The sequence below is a fragment of the Bdellovibrionales bacterium genome, from assembly GCA_016714165.1.
In the GTDB taxonomy this organism is placed as follows: Bacteria; Bdellovibrionota; Bdellovibrionia; order Bdellovibrionales; family UBA1609; genus JADJVA01.
On sequence record JADJNU010000007.1, the window covers coordinates 1 to 21,753 of the forward strand.

At 44.3% G+C, this 21,753-nt stretch carries 15 protein-coding genes; 7 read left to right on the forward strand and 8 right to left on the reverse strand.

The genetic code is table 11. The features are described from left to right. The 4 genes from IPJ71_18295 to IPJ71_18310 all read right to left on the reverse strand — a co-directional run. On the reverse strand, nucleotides 1-1,876 hold a 1,876-nt coding region (locus IPJ71_18295), incomplete at its 3' end, for a hypothetical protein (GenBank protein MBK7845599.1). Between the two features lie 301 nt (nucleotides 1,877-2,177). After that, nucleotides 2,178-3,386 (reverse strand): trypsin-like peptidase domain-containing protein, encoded by a 1,209-nt coding sequence (locus IPJ71_18300; protein ID MBK7845600.1) that lies wholly within the window; start codon nucleotides 3,384-3,386, stop codon nucleotides 2,178-2,180. Between the two features lie 1,036 nt (nucleotides 3,387-4,422). Beyond that, complete coding sequence (locus tag IPJ71_18305; GenBank protein ID MBK7845601.1) at nucleotides 4,423-6,090, reverse strand: hypothetical protein; 1,668 nt, start codon at nucleotides 6,088-6,090, stop codon at nucleotides 4,423-4,425. A 173-nt stretch (nucleotides 6,091-6,263) separates the two neighbouring features. Then, nucleotides 6,264-6,479 carry a hypothetical protein gene (locus IPJ71_18310; protein ID MBK7845602.1) on the reverse strand — a complete coding sequence of 72 codons (216 nt, stop codon included), beginning with the start codon at nucleotides 6,477-6,479 and terminating at the stop codon, nucleotides 6,264-6,266. Between the two features lie 226 nt (nucleotides 6,480-6,705). Between IPJ71_18310 and IPJ71_18315 the strand changes: the two genes are divergently transcribed. Beyond that, a complete protein-coding gene (locus IPJ71_18315; GenBank protein MBK7845603.1) occupies nucleotides 6,706-7,935 on the forward strand; it encodes a hypothetical protein in 1,230 nt (409 codons plus the stop codon). A 621-nt stretch (nucleotides 7,936-8,556) separates the two neighbouring features. Here the strand turns inward: IPJ71_18315 and IPJ71_18320 are convergent. Both IPJ71_18320 and IPJ71_18325 read right to left on the reverse strand, forming a co-directional pair. After that, a complete protein-coding gene (locus IPJ71_18320; GenBank protein MBK7845604.1) occupies nucleotides 8,557-10,116 on the reverse strand; it encodes a hypothetical protein in 1,560 nt (519 codons plus the stop codon). A gap of 305 nt (nucleotides 10,117-10,421) precedes the next feature. Beyond that, nucleotides 10,422-11,738 (reverse strand): hypothetical protein, encoded by a 1,317-nt coding sequence (locus tag IPJ71_18325; protein ID MBK7845605.1) that lies wholly within the window; start codon nucleotides 11,736-11,738, stop codon nucleotides 10,422-10,424. Nucleotides 11,739-12,380: 642 nt separating this feature from the next. Here IPJ71_18325 and IPJ71_18330 point away from each other — a divergent pair. Both IPJ71_18330 and IPJ71_18335 read left to right on the forward strand, forming a co-directional pair. Beyond that, nucleotides 12,381-13,214, forward strand: a complete 834-nt coding sequence (locus IPJ71_18330; GenBank protein ID MBK7845606.1) for a hypothetical protein — start codon at nucleotides 12,381-12,383, stop codon at nucleotides 13,212-13,214. A 367-nt stretch (nucleotides 13,215-13,581) separates the two neighbouring features. Beyond that, on the forward strand, nucleotides 13,582-14,229 hold the full coding sequence (locus IPJ71_18335) for a hypothetical protein (protein MBK7845607.1): 648 nt from the start codon (nucleotides 13,582-13,584) through the stop codon (nucleotides 14,227-14,229). A gap of 763 nt (nucleotides 14,230-14,992) precedes the next feature. Here IPJ71_18335 and IPJ71_18340 read toward each other — a convergent pair. Continuing rightward, nucleotides 14,993-15,349, reverse strand: a complete 357-nt coding sequence (locus tag IPJ71_18340) for a hypothetical protein (protein MBK7845608.1) — start codon at nucleotides 15,347-15,349, stop codon at nucleotides 14,993-14,995. A 160-nt stretch (nucleotides 15,350-15,509) separates the two neighbouring features. After that, the gene (locus tag IPJ71_18345) at nucleotides 15,510-15,791 is read right to left on the reverse strand and encodes a hypothetical protein (GenBank protein ID MBK7845609.1); all 282 of its coding nucleotides are present in this window, start codon (nucleotides 15,789-15,791) and stop codon (nucleotides 15,510-15,512) included. 199 nt (nucleotides 15,792-15,990) lie between these two features. On the opposite strand from IPJ71_18345, the gene IPJ71_18350 reads away from it, so the two are divergent. The 4 genes from IPJ71_18350 (at nucleotide 15,991) to tnpB (ending at nucleotide 21,749) form a co-directional block, all read left to right on the forward strand. Next, complete coding sequence (locus IPJ71_18350) at nucleotides 15,991-16,749, forward strand: hypothetical protein (GenBank protein ID MBK7845610.1); 759 nt, start codon at nucleotides 15,991-15,993, stop codon at nucleotides 16,747-16,749. Further along, nucleotides 16,746-21,023 carry a S8 family serine peptidase gene (locus IPJ71_18355; protein MBK7845611.1) on the forward strand — a complete coding sequence of 1,426 codons (4,278 nt, stop codon included), beginning with the start codon at nucleotides 16,746-16,748 and terminating at the stop codon, nucleotides 21,021-21,023. Before IPJ71_18350 ends, IPJ71_18355 begins: the two co-directional genes overlap by 4 nt. 70 nt (nucleotides 21,024-21,093) lie before the next feature. Then, complete coding sequence (locus IPJ71_18360; GenBank protein MBK7845612.1) at nucleotides 21,094-21,396, forward strand: hypothetical protein; 303 nt, start codon at nucleotides 21,094-21,096, stop codon at nucleotides 21,394-21,396. Next, nucleotides 21,393-21,749, forward strand: coding sequence for an IS66 family insertion sequence element accessory protein TnpB (gene tnpB / locus IPJ71_18365; protein MBK7845613.1), 357 nt, complete (start codon nucleotides 21,393-21,395; stop codon nucleotides 21,747-21,749). Before IPJ71_18360 ends, tnpB begins: the two co-directional genes overlap by 4 nt. Nucleotides 21,750-21,753 lie beyond the last annotated feature (4 nt).

Consider the following 21,753-nt stretch of genomic DNA (forward strand, 5'->3'; position numbering starts at 1 on the left):
TTTCAAGAACACCACTAAAGCTGGAATATCCCTCACGAGATTCAGCTCCAAGGGGACTTGCGGAATATCCTCCTCCTCCACTCACTCCTTTTAAAATATCCGTATCATAGCCGGGGCCTCCATAACCGCCCCCCCCTCCAGAGTACGGCATCGAACCACCGCCGCCACCACCCGCAAAGCCTCCACCGTTATTGGGAATGGCATTGGCCCTTGCTTCTTCTCCCAATCCTTCACCAAAGATAGGAGCCTGTGATTGTGCATTGGTATCAGGCACACTGAGGTCACTGCCATCAACGGCTCTGGTTCCAAATCCTGTGTTCTGAAATGAGCTTCCACTGCCAGAGCTACTTCCAGTCGAGGCACTGCCTCCGCCCAATCCTGAACAAAGGGGATCGGATTGAGCATTCGGACCTCTGCAATTAACGCAAATTGGATTTGAAGCGTTGACGGGATCATTACAATCGCCGTTAAAGACGGGCTGTTGATCGACATTGGGAAAACCTGTGACTTGATTTGTGGCGGCCTGTTGGCAAAGGTCAGCAAAACTGCTTGCGGCTGCTGATTGAGCAGCCTGTGCTCCCATAGCCGATACATTTGCGTTGTATCCTGTGCAGCGAGTTCCTCTTCCTTCGGCATTGGCCTGAGCCGCACGATAGTCGCTCACCCAAGTGGAGGGGCAGCGTGGACCTTTGCCTCCATTGGCACTCCAAATTGTGTCGAGGTTTGAACACTCTGTGAGCACTCTTCGATATTTGTTCACAACTTCGGTGCATTTGTCTTCGCAAGAGCCCTTGTCAGTGAAGCATTTGCCACCGAGAGCTGTGTTGGCCCCCGCACCACCCAATGCCACGATCTTCATAAACTCGCAGCTCTTGGCAATTCCTGCCGAATCTCCACCTGAAGCTCCACCCATGGCAATCATTCCAGTCGCTCCAACCAAGAGTGTTCCCATCGCCGTCATCGAACTAGAACTGGGTCCATCAAGGCCAGACACACACTTGACGGGATCGGTGCAACAGGTGAAGGCTTTCTTATGCGCTTGTTCGCAAAGAGCTCGATCTCCCTCTACTTCTGGAGGTTGAGGAAATCCCTGAGGGAGATCTCCGGCTCCACCTGTGGCTTGATCCCCTCCATTGCCTTCGTTTGCAGAGGCCACGGGTTTTCCATCAGCTCCGCATTTTGGAAGACCACTGTCTTTTTGCGAAGACTTGGTCCAGCAGGAGGGACTGCCCTGGGCATCGCACATCGGCTGGCCTGCCACTTGTCCTATATCTTCAGTCCAACAAGAAGTGCTCTGTCCTGTGTACGACTCTTCTCCCGCTTGTTTTTTATTTTTACCTTTTTGAGCGGAACCTGAAGAGCTGTCGTCACTCTCACTATCTTTATCTGAGGTGCCTCCCTTACTAGAGGAGTCCGTCTTTCCTGTAGTAGTTTTTGGTTTGCGATTGCTGCTACTGCCACCGCCGCCAACATTGGTTGGCTTTGTGGAGGGTGGACTGGAGACGGAATCAGTCTCGGGACATTCTTCGCCAAAGCCGCAGTCTGTCTTCCTTTCACTTGGTGCATCCTTATTTGAATTTGACTCAGGAGCTGAAGCCACGGGTTCACATCCTCCAGCACTCATAAAATGGCTCCAGAGAGTTCCACAGTTTGGAAATTTAAGTGGATCTCCTTCGCAAGGAAGCACATAGGACCGATAAAAAGCGATCGATTTATCACAGAGGGGAAATCTCCCCTTGCCATCTATCGCACGAACGCAGCCAAATACATCCTGCCGATACCCCATAGGACATGAAAGGCCAAAGGCCAAGTATGACTTGCTTACAAAAACAAAAAGTAGACTGAGTCTTATCGGAGAAAAAGAAAGCGTTAGCAAACACATCCCTTCAGTAAGACTTAAAAAGCGAGATATTGGGACTGACCCGATCTTCCACTAATACCTATCAATCGCTTCTTATCGGCAGCCCGGCTGTTTCACTTTAGGACTTAGGTCTATAAATAAAAATTAATTATTCCAGAGGGATACCTTGAATTAGTAAGAATAAGCCACTGCCTCTTCACTCTGCTGAGAGGAACTATAGAAAACGGCAATCGATTGAATCAGTGGTAGAAGGGAAGAATCGAAGGGAAAGTATACAATCCTACATAAGAACTGAAAAGCCCAATTCGCTTCCATTTCATCTAGACTCTGCCTGGGCGAATTCCATAAAAGATTTGTAGAACGTGCTCGCATTGATGGCAATATTTCTCAGGGCGTTTCTGTCAGAAATTGAAGCAACCCCACCCCCCTCAGATTTTGTGCCACTTTGGCCTGAACTGGAACTCATTTCGTTCCGGAAAGCAGAATCTGAGCCTCTGTGAAGAGCCGCATAATACGGCTTACCATTCTCATCGAGAAGGGCGATTGCAGAGCCCGAAGCCCCCTCAAGAGTGTCCCCATTATGGAAATACAACTTCTCTGGATTATTGAATCGATTCGCCCCTGACCGGACGTCATTTGCTCCTACGGTGAGACTAAACGGCGCACAATTCTTCGAGAAATCGCGAATTTCCGAATTGTACCCGACCGTTAGCGCGGCGTTTGGAGCTTTATTCTGATCAACAATTTTAAATGGTAACGGTTTTATCTGGTGTTTTTCTGGCACTTCCATGCCATCAACTATTTTGCCGACCTGTTCCTCCAAGCGAAGGAACACATAATCCAGCTCTGGATGTTGATTTGGATTATCGGTTCCGAAAAAAAACTCTTTGATCTTAAATCGCCGAATAACATATCCCTTGGTTTTTGGACTCCACACCCTGGTGCTAAATGTGAAACCTTTCCTTGGATCAGCTTGAAATTCATCATTGTCACCGTACCGAAAAACGTGAGCGTTCGTAATGACTAAATTTGTGTCATGAACCAGGTGGCCGGTTCCGGTGCAATTTGCCCTTCCATTAACCAAAGGCCCACATTGACCCTCGCGATCAAAAAGCTGGCCCGTCCCATACATTGCCCGATCTGCATCTGTTGCATCAGGCCCATACCTTAGCGGACAGCGATCGTCCTTACCAATAATCTTTGTTTTGATAAAACGACCCACTTGCTCAATTTGGCGGGCGTTCTTAGAAAGACCCGGGGCATTTTCGCAATCGCGGCCAAAGTTACTTAAACTGGAATCCGTCTGCCAGGCAGAGCGTCCGGAATAGTCGTCTTCCACAAAGCCTGTGCGCTTCTTGTTCGGATCTCCGCCAAAAGGCACATAAGAATCTGTTTCGGGATGGTAGCTGTAATCTCCAGGGGGGAGGCTAGTGCTTGACTGAGCCACCGATGCAACTAGCGAGAATGGCAGAGATGCAAAAGCGAAAAAGCTACTTAAAAAAAGATATTTTGAAATGATACCCATAAAAGCCAGACCTACTTTAATTCCTCTTGATAGAGAAGCTATGAGACACTTTCACTGCTAAAAATATGCCATCCGTTATGATGGCGTCAAAAAAACCTAAAAAGCCCGGCCCCCGGTCATTTCAGGGGCCAGAACGAAACTACCCCTATCCTAGAGAAATGTACAAGCGTTAAACAGGCACCTGTTTAGACGCCATTTGGGCACTTTTGGGTCAAATTGGGTCAGAACTGAGTCCCAAGTTCCAAATGGACTGCGCAAATAAATCAAAGAGCCTGTAAAGTCTGCTCGCTGACCAACCTGTACGGTCAGATCACAAGCTTCTAACTTTCTAAATGCCAGGAATTTCCCTCCACGGTCATGACCCCAACGTGAAGAAAACATTCAACTGAATAGTTTCCTCTTGCCAGTGCGTATCCAAAATCCGTCCCGTTTCATCCGAAATTTGATGAGCATATTCGGACAGAATGTTGATTGAAATCAATTTGGACGAATACAGCTCTGGCATAAAATTCCCATTCTCCATCAATCAAATGAAGAGGAGAGTCACAAAATGAACAACTGCTGCATCGAATATATGAAGACAATGAGCCCCCTGTCAGAGGAGAAAATCGAACAAAGGGTATGCAAGTGCCAACAGGCAGTCTGGGTAAAATACCAAGATGGACGAGTGTTCCAATTTATCCAAACTAAAAAATACTCAGAATCTCAGCCGAGCCCTTTTGATTTATTCCAAGATCTGATCCCGACGGGTATCTCATGACATATCCAACAAATAGTGTCTGATATGAAAAGTAGCTGGAGCGAGCAGATCCATAAAGCGGATTGGGAAAAAAGCATTTCTACATATGAGTGACATGCTTCTCTCAGTTATAAAAACTTGTGACATCAGTGAAGCCAACTCCTTTAACTATATGGTGTCCATTTAAAAAAACTTTGAATTGGTCAGGTCCAACCCCGATAACTGGATGCCATGGGACTACACACGAAATTTGGAAGCAGTCATTCACAGTCAGTGAACGGATACGGTCGACTCTGCCTATTCTTTAGCTGGGTTATATACGTACAGGTCGCCGCCCAAAATATATATTTTGCCGTTATAGATATGAGCTGATCGCGGATCTATGTAACCCGTAGGAACGCTTATTTGAGTCCAACTGTCATCGCTAGCGCTGTACTTCCAAAACTTATTGTAACTCAATGACTCCGCCGTCATGGCGTACAATATACTGTTGTAGCTCGTTATCATCTGAAGATACTGTGCGGAAGAAACCGTCGAATTCGAGATTGATAATGTGCTGTACGTACCACTCTGCGGGTCGTAGATTTCTACTGGCAAACTCTCCCGACCGCCTACATAAATCTTACTGTTGTAAGCAACTCCTGTCGGATACAATCTAGCGTTCGAAAGCGCCGTAATCCACGTCCACTGATTCGTACTTGGATCAAATACCTCCGACGAGGTCGTTGAGTTATCGCCAAACACATAGACCTTGTTGTTAAATGCTACGGCACTCCAAGCATGTTGATGATTGCCACTTGCTGACGCATTTTGGGTCCAGGCTCCTAGAATCGTATCATACTCCCACATTTCATTTCCTGAAGACCCTACGTATCTTACAAAGTATAGCTTCGAGCCAATCACCACCAGTCTCGCATACCCGTACCCATGACTAAACGGCAGGGCCGTTAAAGTGGTTACTACCTGAGTCTCTAGATCTATCTTCTTAAAACTCGTGAACGGACCGAGGAGATAGCAAATATTTGAGACGCACGCCATGCCACTCGGTTGGTCTGCAAACGTAGCGACCTTACTCCATGGATTTGTAACGTGCTCCGAAAAATCAGGAATGGTCACGGACAGACCAAGATCATTGTATCTTTGAGCGAGATTCGTCCTAATTAGGCCAAAATCTACGTTTGCTGACGCCGCTGAAATTGCTGCGGTATAAGTACTGCTATTCATGACGCCATCGAGTTCTAAATCGGTTCCGATTGCGGAGATGGCCTCTGATAATTTTGCCGTCCACTCGCTCGACGTCGTTGACAGATTGTGAGCCACCTGAAGTACAATCGATGACGCCGCTAAAAGTTCAGATGACCCAGCGGAATTCGATGCAATACTTAGGTTTGAAAACTCCCCACTCACTGCAGAGCTAATCCCAAAAGACGTAAGAACCTGACTGGCTGATGTGTCGTATGCGCTCATAAATGAGCTTCCATATTGAATTAGCTTTTTAAGCCTTGGGTTTTGAAGGGTCGTTAGAATGTTCACGTTTGCCGGAACTACGGTTCGACCTTTATTGTCTTTCCCTCGAGCCATTCCGCTTTCGTCACCTCTTTCAAATTTCAACGAAACGATTGATCTCAACGTCAGAGGGCCACCCGACAAAGCACCGCTGATCTCATCGAAATAGTATCCTGTAATGATAATTTCGGCGTATTTGCCAGTGAGCTTCCCCGCAAACTTAAATTCCCCGAAATCATTCGTTGTCTGAGTGAGATACAGGCTCCCGGACGGATTCAGATCATTGTCAAGCTCTTGAATCTTCACTTCACTACCCAGCACGAAAGGTCCTTTTTGAATATACCCACTGACGTAATACGATTCTTCAGATGCAACTGTTCCGCCTGAATCCGCACTTTTGGTACATGCCATGTGAAGCAATGTTAGAGCAACAATTCCAAAGAGCGTCGCGATTCTCATACTCGAATCCCCTTTGCGTAATTAACTACGGCTACTTATCGGCGCTAACTTTGAATGACTAGACTCATCGACCTCAGTAATGGAACTATCATTCATGATGATCTCCGATGATTCATTCTGAGACTGTTTTTCATCGGAAGTTCGACTAAACTTTTGAAGGGAATTGAGTGTGTTTATTGATTGGTCTTCGCCTGAAAGTTCAACTGCGGAATGTCACATATGAACCCAAAAATGCCCTCAATTTGTAAGAGATACTCAAGTTCAAACAAATAGAGATAAACAGTCCATTTCTGGAGTGGCCCGGGATTTGCCATTAAGGACGCAGCTAACTGGAGGTCTCCTTTGCCAAATTTTGCCCAATTGACCTTAATCATTGTCTTTTCAATCACACTCCCCTCTTGCAAGAAAAGTAATGATCGCGAAGATTCGGTAATTATACAAAAAACAGACTATAAAAAATCAACTCGTGCCACCCGTCTGAGCGACGAATTCAGCCTGTCGTGTGAATCAAAAAAGTGCCCTAAAAGCACAGGGGTTCTGTTTTTCTCAAATCTACTTGAAAGGGGCTCATGCACAACATGGGTCGCTGGTGAATTGGATGGAAAGACCATAGTGATGACAAACAAGCATTGTGTAGAAAATGTCACTGATTGCGCAGAAGAGCTAGCCTTCAGATTTCCTGATACCAGCGAATCGGCCCAATGCCAAAAAATTCTGAAAATATCAGAATTCCCATTAAAAGATAAGAACAAGTTAATAACGCAGGTGCCAGACTATGCGATCATACTTTTGGATCGCAAATTGACTGCGAAAGCACTTCCGCTTAGCCAAGATGGTCTTGTTGCTAAATCCCCGATCACGATTCGAAAAGCGTGGAGCACCGGAAACCGTTCGTATGAGATGCGGGAAAGTTCATGTGAAACCGGAGTTCCTAATCCATTTACGATTCATTACACCGCCCCAACTTCACCTGTCATCAGCTTGTTTGGCTGCCTAGCACAGCATGGAGTGTCCGGCTCACCTGTTTTGAACTCCAAAGGCGAAGTAGCCGCAATTCTCTCTGATGGCATAGACGAGACCAAGTTGTTTCATCCCATTGACAAGAGTCAGAAACAGGACGATTTCAATCCTTTAAACTTATCTTATGCTACAAATCTCTCCTGTGTTGATTATTCGAGTTTGGGATTGTACCCACGAAAAACCGGCTGCGAGGTGCCCTACATAGATGACATCGGAGTCCATCTAGAATCCAAAGGGCAAGACTTTTTTACCCAGTCTGAAAGCAATGCAAAGGCGGAGTTACTTAAGTTTGTTGAGTCTACGGATCTGTCGGAATATAAGACCGAGGGTTCTTATGAGGAAATATTCGAGTGGACAGTGCGAGCCGACGACGGCCAACGAGTGAAATTCGATAAACCTGGGATTCGTGATGTTACCATCGAAATGGTGCCAGAGTGTGTGTCGAGACCCGAGAATCCAAACAACCCCCTGAAAGCGAAATTCTATAAAGAAGACACTCCTGGAGAATCTGAAAGATGGAAGTTTTCCGATAAAGTTACATTAGATACACCAGGTTGGGCGATGACTAGAAAACTGGATAAATACGGCGGCGCCATTAATGCAAAACTTGAGCGAGGCAGGAAGGCCGCTAAATATATAATACACCCAAGGGAAATCGCAAGCCTCAAAGAAGGTCAGACAGTATTAGTGGTCGAGATCGTAAATGGTCAATGGATAGATCTCCGACTACCACTTTGTAAAGATAAGACTCCCGCCGATAATAACGGAATTCTTCCTAGATCAGATGAATTAACTGGTACGGGACGGGATTCGACAAAAAATTAGAAGGAAACTGGCCCCTGCAATGAGTGCCGTCGATACGGCACGGTTACTAGAGCGAAAGCAAGACGAATCCAAAGGCCACAAAATTGGCCCACACTTAGGATTGATTTTCCACGGCCGCCTTTTTTCTAACACAGCTTGCTAGAATTTTGATATTAGATAAGCAAACAATAGTGACCTGGAAATATAGCGGCGCAAGATCCTTTTCGATCCGAAAGGAGTTGAGTCAGAAGAGCGTCTTATCTCGAGCGTGAGAGTCGGCAAGGTTCGGGAGCATCGGTAAATTTCATGGAAGAGACGTTGGGCTTCGTGTTTAAACTCGAGAATTCGTTTGTCAGAAGTCTCGAGAGGAACGCACTGTTGAGTTGGAAGTTCGAGAACCAACGCCCATAGGGTATTGAGGAAAGTGATAAGTCGCGCAGCCTGCATGACGGGCAAAAAGACGTGCTGAAGTACTTAAGGCCCAATTTATCGAGATTTTCTCTGGCCAAATTTTCGTTTTGATTGTTAACGCAAGGGCAAGGAAACGTGCCGTATCGACGGCACTCATTACTTATGCGGTTAACCGTATTTTCAATGAAAGAGTTGGTGTTGGCACCGTGGTGGACCGAGACGAACCGAACCTTACTTGGACATTAGCTTAAATGTGTATCCATCTCTGTGTGGTGAATTAGCCTTCAAATGCTTCGTAATCGTCGCAGAAGCGAGGCCGAGTGCTTTTGCTGCCTTAGTGATCGAGGAGAATGTTCCCACCAACCTTCTATCTTTGAAGATTTTTATTGAGTTTGAGCGAGCCGCAATCGAAGACTCTTTGCCGCAAATTGGGCAACCATGTCCTGCTAAGGTTCTGCTTTTCACTACAGATCGATAGTTTGGATGACCCTTGTTACAGACCCACCAAACTTTTCTATGACTTCCGTTATGAAGCATCTTTGGCCGAAGACCTCCATTGCCACGAATCGCTAATTCCGATGCAATTTGTGGTGAAATCTCCGCCAAACTCTTACCCTCTATTGGCCCCGGAAGGTGCTTTAGCAACTTATTGAGAAGAGACTGGTTTTTTAGAATGCCTCTGTTTAGATAGGTAACGATCTTTTTTGTTTGGGCCTCACCTAGGCCATGCTGCTGAATCATTGAAAGAGATGAAAGCACTAGCTCAACGTCACTAAAGACTCTCTTGAATGGCACATCAACTGCCGAGATTTTCTTTAACCCTATTTGACGAACGTTCATGGCTCGAACTTTATTGGCAATAAGTACTTTGAATTTCTTTAAGTCAGCCTTGTACTTCCTCTTGTGCCAATGTCCACCGTCAACCTCAATAGATAGGTTGAGATCAGGGACAAAAATGTCGGACTCTACTCCAAAGTGCTTTTTTCGGTGCTCCGTCTTGGGGAATAACCATTTCAGCTCTGAGTAAAGAAGTAGCTCAGGATAAGATGTGCTCATTTTACATTTGGGGCACCAGTTACCTTGTTGAATGTAATTGTACTTTGCCTTCCAACGATGACCCTGGGAACACTCCCATACCATGTAGGCTTTGTTGCTGCGGTATTTAGGAGTTATGCATCGACCGCCTCTGGATTTAGCCGCAGAACGACAATCTACTATTGATAACTTCTTTACCTGGGCACAGTGAGGACACCATTTGCCTTGCTTAACATGACCTGGAACTGCAAACCATCGGTGCTTGTTTTTACATTCCCATTCCAGATGAGTGTGAGAATTTTTGTATGAAATTGACAGACATCGCCCACCACGCTCTTTTGCAATAGACTTCATCTCGCCAATCGTAAGGCGAAGTCTACTTGCGTTTGATTCGATTGCACATTTAGGACACCATTTTCCCTGGATAACATCTGACGGAGTAGCAGACCACCGGTGATTCTTTTCACACCGCCAGTTTATTTTTGTTTTGGTATTTCGATAGGTCTTAGATAGACACTTGCCGTTCTTGCTTTTTGCAAGTGAGTACATCTCTGAAATTGTCTTTTTCTTTTTACCAGCACAAACAATGCACCATGAGCCTTGCTTTACGGTATACGGCTTTGCTAACCAACGATGCCCCTCTTTGCATTGCCACTTCAGTGGGTGGTGAGCGTTTACATACTTCGGAGATAGGCAACGGCCGCCTCTCTTCTTGGCAATAGATTTCATTTGTTGAATAGTTAACGGTTCAGACAAATCGTCCCCACCCCATAAAAAGCCCGAAGTCTGTATTGTCTCAGCCCCTCGGGTTCAACGTTTTCGTCCCCAATTTTCATTTCTGGATTTGCCGCTTCATCGAGACGGCGAAGACTAACTCATCCAAACTAGTATCAAAAACCAAGTTCTGAGTTGCGAGAATTCCGGGGGACGACCCGGGTTCTCAAACTCTGAAGATGGTGGACTCGACAGTTTTGATGTCGAACCCGTTGATCTCGAATTTAAGCTGGTTATATGAGGTAGGCAAGCCACAAGTAGAGTTCCCGGTAATCCTATTGTGCAGGTCAATTATGCCTTACGATAAATGATACCACAGTTCCAAGTAAGATCGAGTAGTAGCAAAACAGAGTTACCGCAAAACCATGATCCAAAATCGTGCTTTCAAAACGGGTGGAGTGTTGCATTGTGGCATAGCTAACAAACCTATTCGTAGTTCCTGCAGCCGCACGAACAATCTTCTCCAGTGTCGCACTGGAATGTACTTGGGAGTTTCTTTCCATGTCCTCTACCGAAGATCCTAAACTCGCGAAAAACAATGCACAAAAGATCACCATACCTATGAACACAACCCTGCGTGCGGAAGTTCCCCAGTCTGTTAAAAGGCCCCAAGTCTTCAGCATGGTACGCTCTATCCACGAAGGAGTAAGCGTTGGATAAGTGGCAAGAGATGAAAGCCTCAAGCGATTGATTCTATCAACCATAAATGTATTGCCAAATGTCTTATAGTTCTCTCGTAGTATCCCAAGTTTCCCATAGTTTTTAGGTCCAACATTTTCGTGAAATGGAAAGTGTTGTTCGACCGAATTATATATCTTTGCAAAGTCAGAAAGAAAATTTTGAGCAAGCCCGTCCATTTTTCCAGAACCCTGCTCAATTCCAAATACCAAGAAGTCAAATAGCTTTCTGGTTAAATACTGAGGCAAATCCTTGTATTCCGAACCATACTGAGCTTCAAGCCTTGGCACAATGGCTGTCCAAAAATAGTAGAGATCGGACACGTCATTCTTAATGTGATATCGGAAAAGATAGCTTGCAGAAAATACCGGACCAGGCATTTGACGACCCCCAACAACCATATATGGTTCAAGCCGACCGATTTGTTCAATCAGAGACAACAGCTTATCTTCTGAAAAATCAGCCTCAACAGAGTTTAGAAAATAATCAGCTCTTACATTCCATAGAAGCACAATTCCAAAATATAGATTCGCTGCTTCTCGAAATGCGGAACTGTTGGCACTCTTGACCGCATCATCAATTTCCAAAAGAACTTTGTTTAAAAGTGATCCGAGCAATTTGTTCTGTAAAGACCGCTTTAACTGTTCTCGAATTTCCTCAAGCTGTGGCCCAGTCTTTCCTGGGAAAGCAGGGTTTAGACTTTGAGGCCGTGGCACTAAAAGGTTTGTAAACGTCGTAACCTCATTTAAAAAACCTAAGTTAGAATCGTTAACGGCGTTTGGTAGAACTGTCGCCTCTACTCTCGAAATATATGAATCACCAATGGTCGTCAAAATTTCTTCCAGTTTCATGCTACTTGCATTTGCCTCATTGCTTGTCACTACCCCTCCAGCCATAAGTATCAGAATCATGATAAGAAAACGCATACCCTACCCATTTTTATCCATTTAAACGGACCACCTCCATGCAGTTGGTCTCCGTTCAAGCATAAAATCCCTCGATAAAACAACCCTATCTCACGTTCCTCAAATACGATCAATACAACTGAACTCAAGCGGATTATCTTCCTCAGTAGTCGCTCCGTGGCAAAATCAAATTCAACATCTAAAACACGGAAGGTTGAATTTGAATTTACCTGTATCAGTTGGCAATTTTGTAAAAATCGGAAGTCTCGAAGGCACTCCCTTTCTAAAGCTCACGCGTGGTTCGATTCAGAACGTTGTGGACACTAGACTGATTAATGGAATTCAGGAAATCCAAATCGAACGGCAGCATCGTGGTCTAATGTGACATTCCGCAGTTGAACTCTCAGGCGAAGACCAATCAATAAACACACTCAAATCCCTTCAAAAGTTTAGTCGAACTTCTGATGAAAAGCAGTCTCAAAATGAATCATCGGAGATCATCATGAGTGATAGACCCATTACTGAAGTCGAGCAATTTGGTCATTTAGGTCTCGTGGCAGCTCTGTTTTGGTGACATTTCGCAGTAGAACTCTCAGGCTAAGACCTATCCACACAGCCCTTTCACAAGTTTAGGAGATACTGTTTTCGACCGATCAAACCGTCATGCGGTATTGGGTTGTAATACATGATTATTCTGCATTAAAAGTCGAGCCGACTCTCATCGGCAAAAAGTTACGGCTTAAAGGTAAAATTGATCGCATAGCAAAGGGCGATAAAGTCTTGTACTACGCAACTGGCGACATGGTTATAGAAGGCGCTTATACGGTTGTGACAAGGGGATTTGACTATACATCTGATCATCAAATTGAGCCGTGGGATGGTACAAATTGGGCTTACAGAATAAAGCGTAGTACAAGAGCCAAGAACCCTGTGTCAATCAAAGAAGTTGTTGAGGTTCTTAAACTTGATCTTTTTCCTAAAAACAGGTTTCGACCAATTCTATTCAAGGGACGCACTTCCGTTGAAATCAGTAAAGGCGACTTCATTAAAATCGAAAAGTTTATTAAGAACTACAAGCCGTCAGTTATCAACCTATTTAAGGGTGCGCCGAACGAGGGCAATCTTGGTGCTCCGATTGACTTAGATATTCTAAATTATGCACCTACGTCAGAGCAGGGTGCAGTTGTCCTGTTTGCCTCTTTTATGAAGCAGTTGCCATACGGATTTGTAAAAATGGAATTTGTGAGAAGCGGCTTTCCGGATGCGTGTGTAATTCAAAAAACGGGTAGTCAGTATACACGTCGATATATCGAGTTTGAGTTTCGCGCGAGTTCTTTCAAGGACCATATTCGCAATGAAAACCATAAGAATATCAAATGTGACTATGTTGTTTGCTGGGAAAACGACTTCCACACTTGCCCCATTCCAGTAATTGAGTTGAAATCTGAAATTTCGAAATTGTCAGATCTTATTAAGCATAAAAAAAGGCGCATATAGTGACATTGGCCCAACTAGATTAAATAAAGTCGAAGTCCTCCACATGATCTTTAAAGATCAATCTGGCTATTTGCCCCTATTTCATCGAGATCCAATTAATTCCTATTGATCACTCATTTCATACTAGCGAACCAACTCACCCAATTTGCAAGCCAAGAATGGGTTTGATCGGGTTTAGGATGCAGAACCTTGCTTTCTCTGTCTGGTACTTCTTTTCATGAGGGTGCCTTTCTTTTGTAAGATAGTGGAATCATTCCACGAAAGGCTGGTGCCCTCGGCTTTCAACTAGATTTTCTAGTTTGTGTTGTTGAATGCGCCAAAAATCAACTACTCTTATTTATGTTAATCACATTTTCAAAGGGAACCGATGAGACCTTTAATCGCCTTGATGTTATTTTTTCCAATGCTGGCATTCGGCAACGCAAACACAGATTTCAAGTCTGATGATCCCTCGGTCGAAGAAAAGAATTCAACTATTCAGATGCCTGACCATCACTCGGCCCTTAGAAAAAGGGAACATTCTCTATCTTGGAAGTATTCCTCTGGCAGAGGGGAAATTGAAATTGAAGGCCTGGCAGGAAGCCTAGAGACAGACTCAGGCGAATCAAATATTTCATATGGCTACAATACAGGTAGATTTGAACCCGGCATTTCCTTTTCTTCGAAAGTAAGTAAAGGTGAAGATACTAAATCGTCAGTTGGTCTATTTACCCTTTATGGTAGGCTTAATATTATTGAAAACATACCAGGAAACGACTACATTCCTTACCTGGCTCTCGCTTTTCAGTCATATGCAGAAGAAGGCGAATCATCTGGAATTGATTATGACGCTGACGGAAGAGGATTGGCATTTCAGCTGGGAATCTCAATATTCCCTCTAAGTGAAATCTTTGCAGTGGAGATCGGATTTTTCTCAAGCAAGATTTCAGGGGACTTCAAATTGGATGGATCGCAATCGGTCGACTTTGATCTAAAGAGGTCTGGTCTTGGAATTGGGTATTCAATCTATTTTTAAGATTGATGTGACATTTCACAGTAGAACTTCAAATCCACCTCTCAATTTTTTTAGTCGAGCGCCAAAATGATCTACGGCAGCAGCCCTTAGCTTCTTCAAATCGAAGCTAGATTCTAAATGACCTCTGATCCATTTTCTTCTGGAAAGGGAGAACTCCGTTCGGACTCCTTAGAAATGATCCAGAAAACCCAAAAAATTACCCTCTCAGATAAAATTGTATAAATGGATGGAGGATTCAACCCATCTTTGCGCTCGACTAGAAAAAATTGAGAGGTGGATTTGAAGTTCTACTGCGAAATGTCACTTTAAAGGGCTCGAGTCCTCTCAGCGGATTATCATCGAGTGCTTCGGTTCGAGCGCCAAAATGATCTACGGCAGCAGCCATTAGCTCCTTCAAATCGAAGCTAGATTCTAAAAGACCTCTGATCCTTTTTCTTCGGGAAAGGGAGAGCTCTGTTCGGACTCCTTAGAAATGATCCAGAAAACCCAAAGAATTGCCCTCTCAGATAAAATTGTATAAATGGATGGAGGATTCAACCCATCTTTGTGCTCGACTAGAAAAAATTGAGAGGTGGATTTGAAGTTCTACTGCGAAATGTCACATCCTACCAGCTCTCACAAGGACGGGAGTAAGAACTAACAAGCGTAACGGCGAGGAACATAACTGCAATTGCGGGTGGTTGGCCCGAGCTCCCTTTGACCACTGCTAAAATAACGCCTTTAGGTTTTTACCCAAAATAGTGTCGCGACATGGATTAACCACCTAGAACAACCCCGAATCCATCAAGCCTTTTTTCCCTTCAATACACTCCCTCTTTGAATTGTACCAAACATAAAAAGCCGTGCTCTTGGGGGTAGGGTAACAGGTCACATTTTGGCCAAGAATAAACTCTCCACATTTCGTGGTAACCCCCAAAGTAAGTTTTTTTCTTTCAGGAACCTCCGTCTTTGAATCTTTAATGATGTTCTCAAGTAATTCACGCCCAGCATCCTTGGTACACTCTGTAAACGGCCCACTACTTATCTGGACTATATACCACGGCTCCTTCGAATAAATTGCCTCTTGTGATTCAGATGCCAGATTGATCGCTAGGATTCCAATAGATATTAGGAACTTCATTTCGACACTCTCCCCTTTTTGAGTTTTAAATAGATCGGATTTACTGATGAAAAATTAAACGTATTTTGCGTATTGCAACATTGATTTCGATCAACATCAATACGACCCAGCCTAGGACAAACTATTTGCATTGATACAAGTGACATTTCGCAGTCGAACTTCAAATCCTCCTCTCAATTTTTGTTGATCGAGCGCAAAAATTGAGAGGAGGATTTGAAGTTCGACTGCGAAATGTCACTTTAAACTCTTCATACATACGGCCAAAAATACTCACCCGTACCTTGATGACATTTCTCATCGTTTGAAAGGCCCATTTTAAGGTCGGTCTTTGAGTTTTATTCCCGTTCTGACTCGGAAGTCTCAGCTGTTTGGTCTTCAGCGCTTCTCTCAGCTTCAATTGCCCTAGGTTATTTACAAATAGCGATAGAGCCATGACCGCCATTAAGGACCCTATTGGGCTCTGGTTTCATCCTAACGAACGAACGATTTTATCTGAGATTCAATAGATTCAGGTCAAAAATAATATGTCTCACTATAACCAAATTGCGAATTCTCGACTCTACTCACTCACTTTACAAGCCCAGAAAGGGATTGATCGAGTTTAGGGTACAGAACATTCCTTATAAATCCGATAGTTAGATATGAATGATCCAATACAGTGGATACGAAAAATTGATCAGTCACGAGCTATTTTGATGGCAAAATATATTTTACTAATCACTATTTTGATCGCCCTTTTAGGAAACCTATATTTTTTCAATTTGCCGGATATTGACAAGCTGTCAAACGCTGAGAGGTCTCAACAGAAGCGGCCAGAGTTGGCGGTTAATGGTCACATCCTCATTCAATCTTTTCAAACAACGGATACTGAAAGTGCGGTCATCAAAACTCCGACAAGGCAACTGGCTTCTGAAAAGAGGAGACTTGTAAAAACACGATCATCCAGTTCCCGAAAGAATGATAGCAGCGAACAATCAAACATTCTGGTCAATGACGCTTCGTATATCTGGCTCAAAACTCTGTCTGCAAGAAAGACTGCGCAATATTCTGAGAAGTCCGAAGCGGCAGACGGATATGAGATATTAGTTTCTCCAGTTCCTAGAAACACTTTTGGAATATTTGATAGCAATGCGCTGTACGTAGTTATCGATGGCCCAGGATACGAAAAAAAGATTGTGACAGGCGCCTTCATTTTGAAAATGGAAAGCACTGACAATGTCGATTCGCTGGCACGCTCTCATAATCTTTCAGTGAGCTATAAAGCGACTCATATCGGAGTGGCAATTCTCCAAGCACAAGATGGTCAAAATCTTTTTGAAATTGAGTCAGCTCTAAAAGCTTCGCCTGCGATTATAAGTGTAGAGATTGAGATTCTGGGCAAAGGAGCGAGGGTCAAATGACAAGGATGACAGTTCGTTTCATTGGATCATCGCTTTTTATTTTTCTGGCCGCTTGCTCAGGCGGTGGCGGGGGAGATAGCGCCGGAGGTGGCGGTACTGCGCCGCCAACAGATAGTATTACTATGCCAACTACAGCTTATCAGGATAAAGCCCTTTCTGTTGATTTATCTGGAATAAATTCACTGTCCTCTATCACTCTTCATAATGCACCAAGCTGGCTGACATTCAATTCGACTTCCAAAACGTTGGAAGGAATACCTAACGACAATGTAAATGTTGCGGATTTAAATATTCTCGTCACAAAAACAGATGGCACTAACAAGACGTTCGGTCCCTACTCGATAACGGTCATCGGGGACCCGCTCAAAAAATATCAATGGCATATAAAAAATGAAGGCCAAGCCAATTTCGCAACTAACCCCGGACTGCCAAACAACGATGTCAACGAGGCGCAAACAATTCAGGATGGTATTACTGGGAACAACGTCAAGGTCGCAGTCAGTGATTCAGGAGTAGAAATCGCCCACGAGGACCTTGCAGCAAATGTGCTCTCTGGCGCATCCAGAAACTACACCCTATCCGCACCGTATATAGGCAACCCCACTCCTACGAGTACAACTGACTATTCCGTTTTTCATGGAACTGCCGTAGCGGGAATTATTGGCGCGGTTGGATGGAACGGGAAAGGTGGCCGAGGCATTGCGCCAAGCTGTCAGTTAGCTGGATTCAGATATATTGGAGCCACTCAAAATACGGCGACTTCAATTGATCAGGCCAATGGCTCATTTGATATTTTTAACTATAGTTACGGAGGCGAACCGATTTTTCCAAAGCCTGAAAATACGACCTATCAAGCACAACTACGGTATGGAACAACAAGCCAACGGAATGGAAAAGGGTCCCTCTATGTGAAGTCGGCTGGAAATGAATTTGAATCGGAGTGGGAATATGATGCCTCTGGTGGAACCGCGAATTGTTTCAATGTCGGATCGGGTGCTAACGGAGTTTGCCATTATTATGGGAACTCAAATCTCGGAAGCATTGAAAATACGAGTCCCGACATTGTTGTCGTGGGAGCGCTGAGTGCTAAGGGAACACGGTCTTCATACAGTTCCCCTGGTAGTAATATCTGGGTTTCTGCTCCTGGAGGCGAATTTGGCACTGACGATCCTGCGATCATGACAACAGACCTTCAAACTTGTAGTAAGGGACGATCATCTAATTTGATTAGCCCTGCAAATTCATTTGAAAATAGTGCCTCGCTTAATACGAATTGCAACTATACTTCCGCGATGAATGGCACATCGTCAGCAGCACCAGCTACTAGCGGAGTTATTGCACTTATTCTCCAGGCAAACCCGAATCTCACCTGGCGGGATGTAAAATATATTTTGGCTGCGACTGCTACAAAAACTGACGCATCAGCAATTGCTACTCAGCATCCTGGCAATATGAATTTGGCTGGGTATACTTATCAACAAGGTTGGGTGCAGAACGGTGCAGGCTTCTGGTTTCACAACTGGTATGGTTTTGGAAGAGTCAATGCTGACAATGCGGTCAGCATGGCAAAATCTTATCCTGGCACTCTAAATCCGATGCAAATTACACAGGAATCAAATGGGGATTGGTACTACACATCGGGTACGATCTCTCAATCGATACCCGACAACTCTGCTGCTGGAACAAGTTCATCCATCAATGTTCGCCATAATCTAATAGTTGAAAGTGTCCAAATGAAATTTGCGACCACTCATCAGTGGATGACTGATCTAGGCGTTGAAGTTACATCCCCTTCAGGAACCAAAAGTATCCTCTTAAATATTAATAGCGGAATTTTTAAAAATCCAACTCTTACATACGATGCACTTCTCTTAAGTAACGCCTTTTATGGAGAACCTTCTGCGGGAAACTGGACATTAAAAATTGTTGATGGTGCCACCGGAGGCACAGGCACTCTTACCAGTTGGCAAATTGATATAATAGGGCACTTAGATCCATCTCCGTCTGATACGACTCCCCCACAACCCGTCACAAATTTAACTCATGCGTCTGCATATAATTCAAGCTCGTCAAGTCCGATCTTTTCGTGGGCGGACAGCTCCTCAGGAGACGTATTAAGATACGAGTATTCCATAGGTACATCAGCTGGTGGAACGGAAAAAAAGGGGTGGACATCCGTTGGAGCTATGACCTCTAGTCAAGCTGAAGGAATGTCTCTTATCCCAGGACAAACATATTTCGTTACTGTTAGAGCTATTGATACTTCCGAAAATATTTCTCCTGTTTTAATTTCTACAGGCTGGTTGTACTCAACCGAAGCAGAACCAACTCTCGCAATTTCTTCTCCCTCAGTATTAAAAATGAATTCGAGTTTTTCATCAGACTATATTGTTGCGTACTCGGGAGCTTCAACTATAACTCTTGTGGCTGAAGACGTAACCCTAAATCAAACAGGTGGTGTCTCGTGTTCAAAATCAGTCGGAGGTTCTGGAATTACAACAAGAACGGTAACGATATCAAGCTGTACAGGTAATGGCACTTTAACAATATCCATAGGACCTAATACAGCAGTCAACGGAGTTGGTGTTCAAACTTCATCGTTGGGTCCCAGCTCGATTATTACAATAGATAATACAGCACCTTCGGTTTCCGGCTTGACAAATGATGGCGCTGTAACAAAAACGAAATTTTGGACATGGAGTTGTAACGATTCACCATGTACTTATCGGCATTCGATTGATACCTCAGCAATTACAGTACCAAGTGGAGGATACTCTTCATCTGTTACAGCAACACAATCAACTGGTACATCGACGTACTATATTCATGTTCAAGCAAAAGACGCTGCTGGAAATGAAAGTTCAGTCGCACACGTGTCTGCTGTTCTCGACAATACTGCTCCGAATTTAACTGGTTTAAGTAATGATTCAAGTTGGGCGATATCTAAAATTTGGACTTGGGGTTGTGATGAATCTGGTTGCAATTACCGCTTTGTTGTAGATACAAATTCTAATACGGTACCTAGCGATTCCTTTTCCTCAACTGCTTCAACAAGCAAAACAAGTGCGACTGGCACTTTTTATATTCATGTTCAGGCCCAAGACCCCGCAGGGAATACGTCCTCTGTAGCTCATGTATCGGCTAATATTGACAATACCGTACCAACTCAGCCCGGTACTATCACTAAGGCCAACTACTCCACAAGCTTAACCTCATCCCCAACATTATCATGGGTTACTTCCTCCGATATTGGAGCCGGGATTAATCGTTATGAAGTTGCAGTAGGGAGCACTTCTGGTGGCGCTGAAGCATTAAATTGGACATCTGTTGGAAATGTTTTAGGTACGACCGTCAACTCTCTCGATCTATCGAATGGGACAGCTTACTTTCCATCCATCCGCGCAGTTGATGTGGCTGGTAATATTTCGGTTGTCAGAACTGGAACGTCGTGGACGGTAGACAATGTCGCTCCCACTACGGTATCAAGTCTTAACGACGGAACTACCACCCATTTGGTAGACCGTAGTCCTTTGCTAACGTGGAGTTCGTCATCAGATTTAGGTTCGGGTATATCAACTTACCAGATTGCCATTGGGACTACTTCTGGTGGCACTAATGTAACTGGTTGGACCTCTGTTGGAAATGTAACAAGTCATACAATAACAGGTTTAACTTTGCTTCCTGGGTCTACCTATTATGCATCAATTCGTGTTGTTGATAGTGCTACCAATATTAGTTCAATTGCAAATGGAGATGGTTGGTTAGTACACCCCTGTTCCCCTACTGGATCGATAGTCTTTCTCGCTCTGACTAACACAGAACAGAGTTTTCAAGTGCCCTCAGGATGCGATGAAATACTTGTAAAATCTTGGGGTGCCGGTGGTGGAAATGGTGGAACAGGTTCGTCAACACAAGGAGCATCAGGGGCAGGAGGTGCGTTTGCATCTGGTGAAATTCCCGTAACACAAAATGAAACCCTCACAATAGTCGTTGGTGAAAAGGGATCTGACGGTGTCGGGGTCATAAGCGGTGTTGGTTCCGGTGGAGGTGGCGGTGGTGGTGGTTTTACTGCTGTTTATCGTAGTTCATTACCTTTATTAATTGCTTCTGGCGGTGGTGGAGGCGGTGGTGGAGCAAGAAACCCATCATATTCACCACTGCCCGGTAATCCAGGAGGAATCATTGCTGCAAGCTGTACATCTGAGTTTAATTGTTCACTTATGTTAGGCGGTATTGGTGGTGGTTCAGGGTCTCTTTCTGCTGGTGGTACGTAAGCGCTCCATAAACCCTATTTTTGTGATTTGAACTTTCCACATATATTGCTCAGCAACCAAGGAGGCTTGAGTGGAAAATTCTGATCAAAGATTAAAAACCAAACAATATTGGCAAACTAAAATCAGGGAGGCAGAAAATTTCTCTGGCTCCGAGACCGAGTTCTGTCGACAAGAGGGACTGAACAACACCACGTTCAAGAATTGGAAGTATCGACTATCCATGGGAAGCAAGAGAGGGAGTGTTGGACGCCGAAAGCCGGTGAGCTCTGCTTTTGTTCCAGTGAAAATTCAGAAACCAAGAGCGGTTCGTTCGCTCCCTGACGCACAATGGGTGGCTGAGCTGATCTTTTATCTGCAGGGAGGTACTAGGTGAAATCTCCCAGTCAATTTGAGGGTGTTTTTCTGCATCGAGATCCTGTCGATTTGCGCCGTGGGATTCCGGGATTGAGTCAGATTGTGGAGAGTGCCCAGATGGGAAAGTTGAACGGGAAAAATCTTTTCGTGTTCTGTGGTCGACGACGGCACACGATCAAGATTCTGTATTTTGATCGAAGTGGGTTCTGTCTATGGCAAAAGCAATTGGATGTGGAAAAGTTCCCATGGCCGAGGAAATCTTTGCAGGAAGTAGTCCACATATCCACAGAGCAATTGAGCTGGCTTCTGGAAGGTTATGATGTTTGGAAAATGAAGCCATTTTCAGAAATAAATTTTGAAAGAGTCTGTTGATCTT

What these genes read in the sequence shown, in the direction of transcription:
- IPJ71_18335 (MBK7845607.1), top strand. Translation starts at nt 13,582, where the DNA reads ATGAGACCTTTAATCGCCTTGATGTTATTTTTTCCAATGCTGGCATTC.
- IPJ71_18300 (MBK7845600.1), bottom strand. Translation starts at nt 3,386, where the DNA reads ATGGGTATCATTTCAAAATATCTTTTTTTAAGTAGCTTTTTCGCTTTT.
- IPJ71_18330 (MBK7845606.1), top strand. Translation starts at nt 12,381, where the DNA reads ATGCGGTATTGGGTTGTAATACATGATTATTCTGCATTAAAAGTCGAG.
- IPJ71_18315 (MBK7845603.1), top strand. Translation starts at nt 6,706, where the DNA reads ATGACAAACAAGCATTGTGTAGAAAATGTCACTGATTGCGCAGAAGAG.
- IPJ71_18340 (MBK7845608.1), bottom strand. Translation starts at nt 15,349, where the DNA reads ATGAAGTTCCTAATATCTATTGGAATCCTAGCGATCAATCTGGCATCT.
- IPJ71_18305 (MBK7845601.1), bottom strand. Translation starts at nt 6,090, where the DNA reads ATGAGAATCGCGACGCTCTTTGGAATTGTTGCTCTAACATTGCTTCAC.
- IPJ71_18325 (MBK7845605.1), bottom strand. Translation starts at nt 11,738, where the DNA reads ATGCGTTTTCTTATCATGATTCTGATACTTATGGCTGGAGGGGTAGTG.
- IPJ71_18350 (MBK7845610.1), top strand. Translation starts at nt 15,991, where the DNA reads ATGAATGATCCAATACAGTGGATACGAAAAATTGATCAGTCACGAGCT.
- IPJ71_18345 (MBK7845609.1), bottom strand. Translation starts at nt 15,791, where the DNA reads ATGGCGGTCATGGCTCTATCGCTATTTGTAAATAACCTAGGGCAATTG.
- IPJ71_18355 (MBK7845611.1), top strand. Translation starts at nt 16,746, where the DNA reads ATGACAAGGATGACAGTTCGTTTCATTGGATCATCGCTTTTTATTTTT.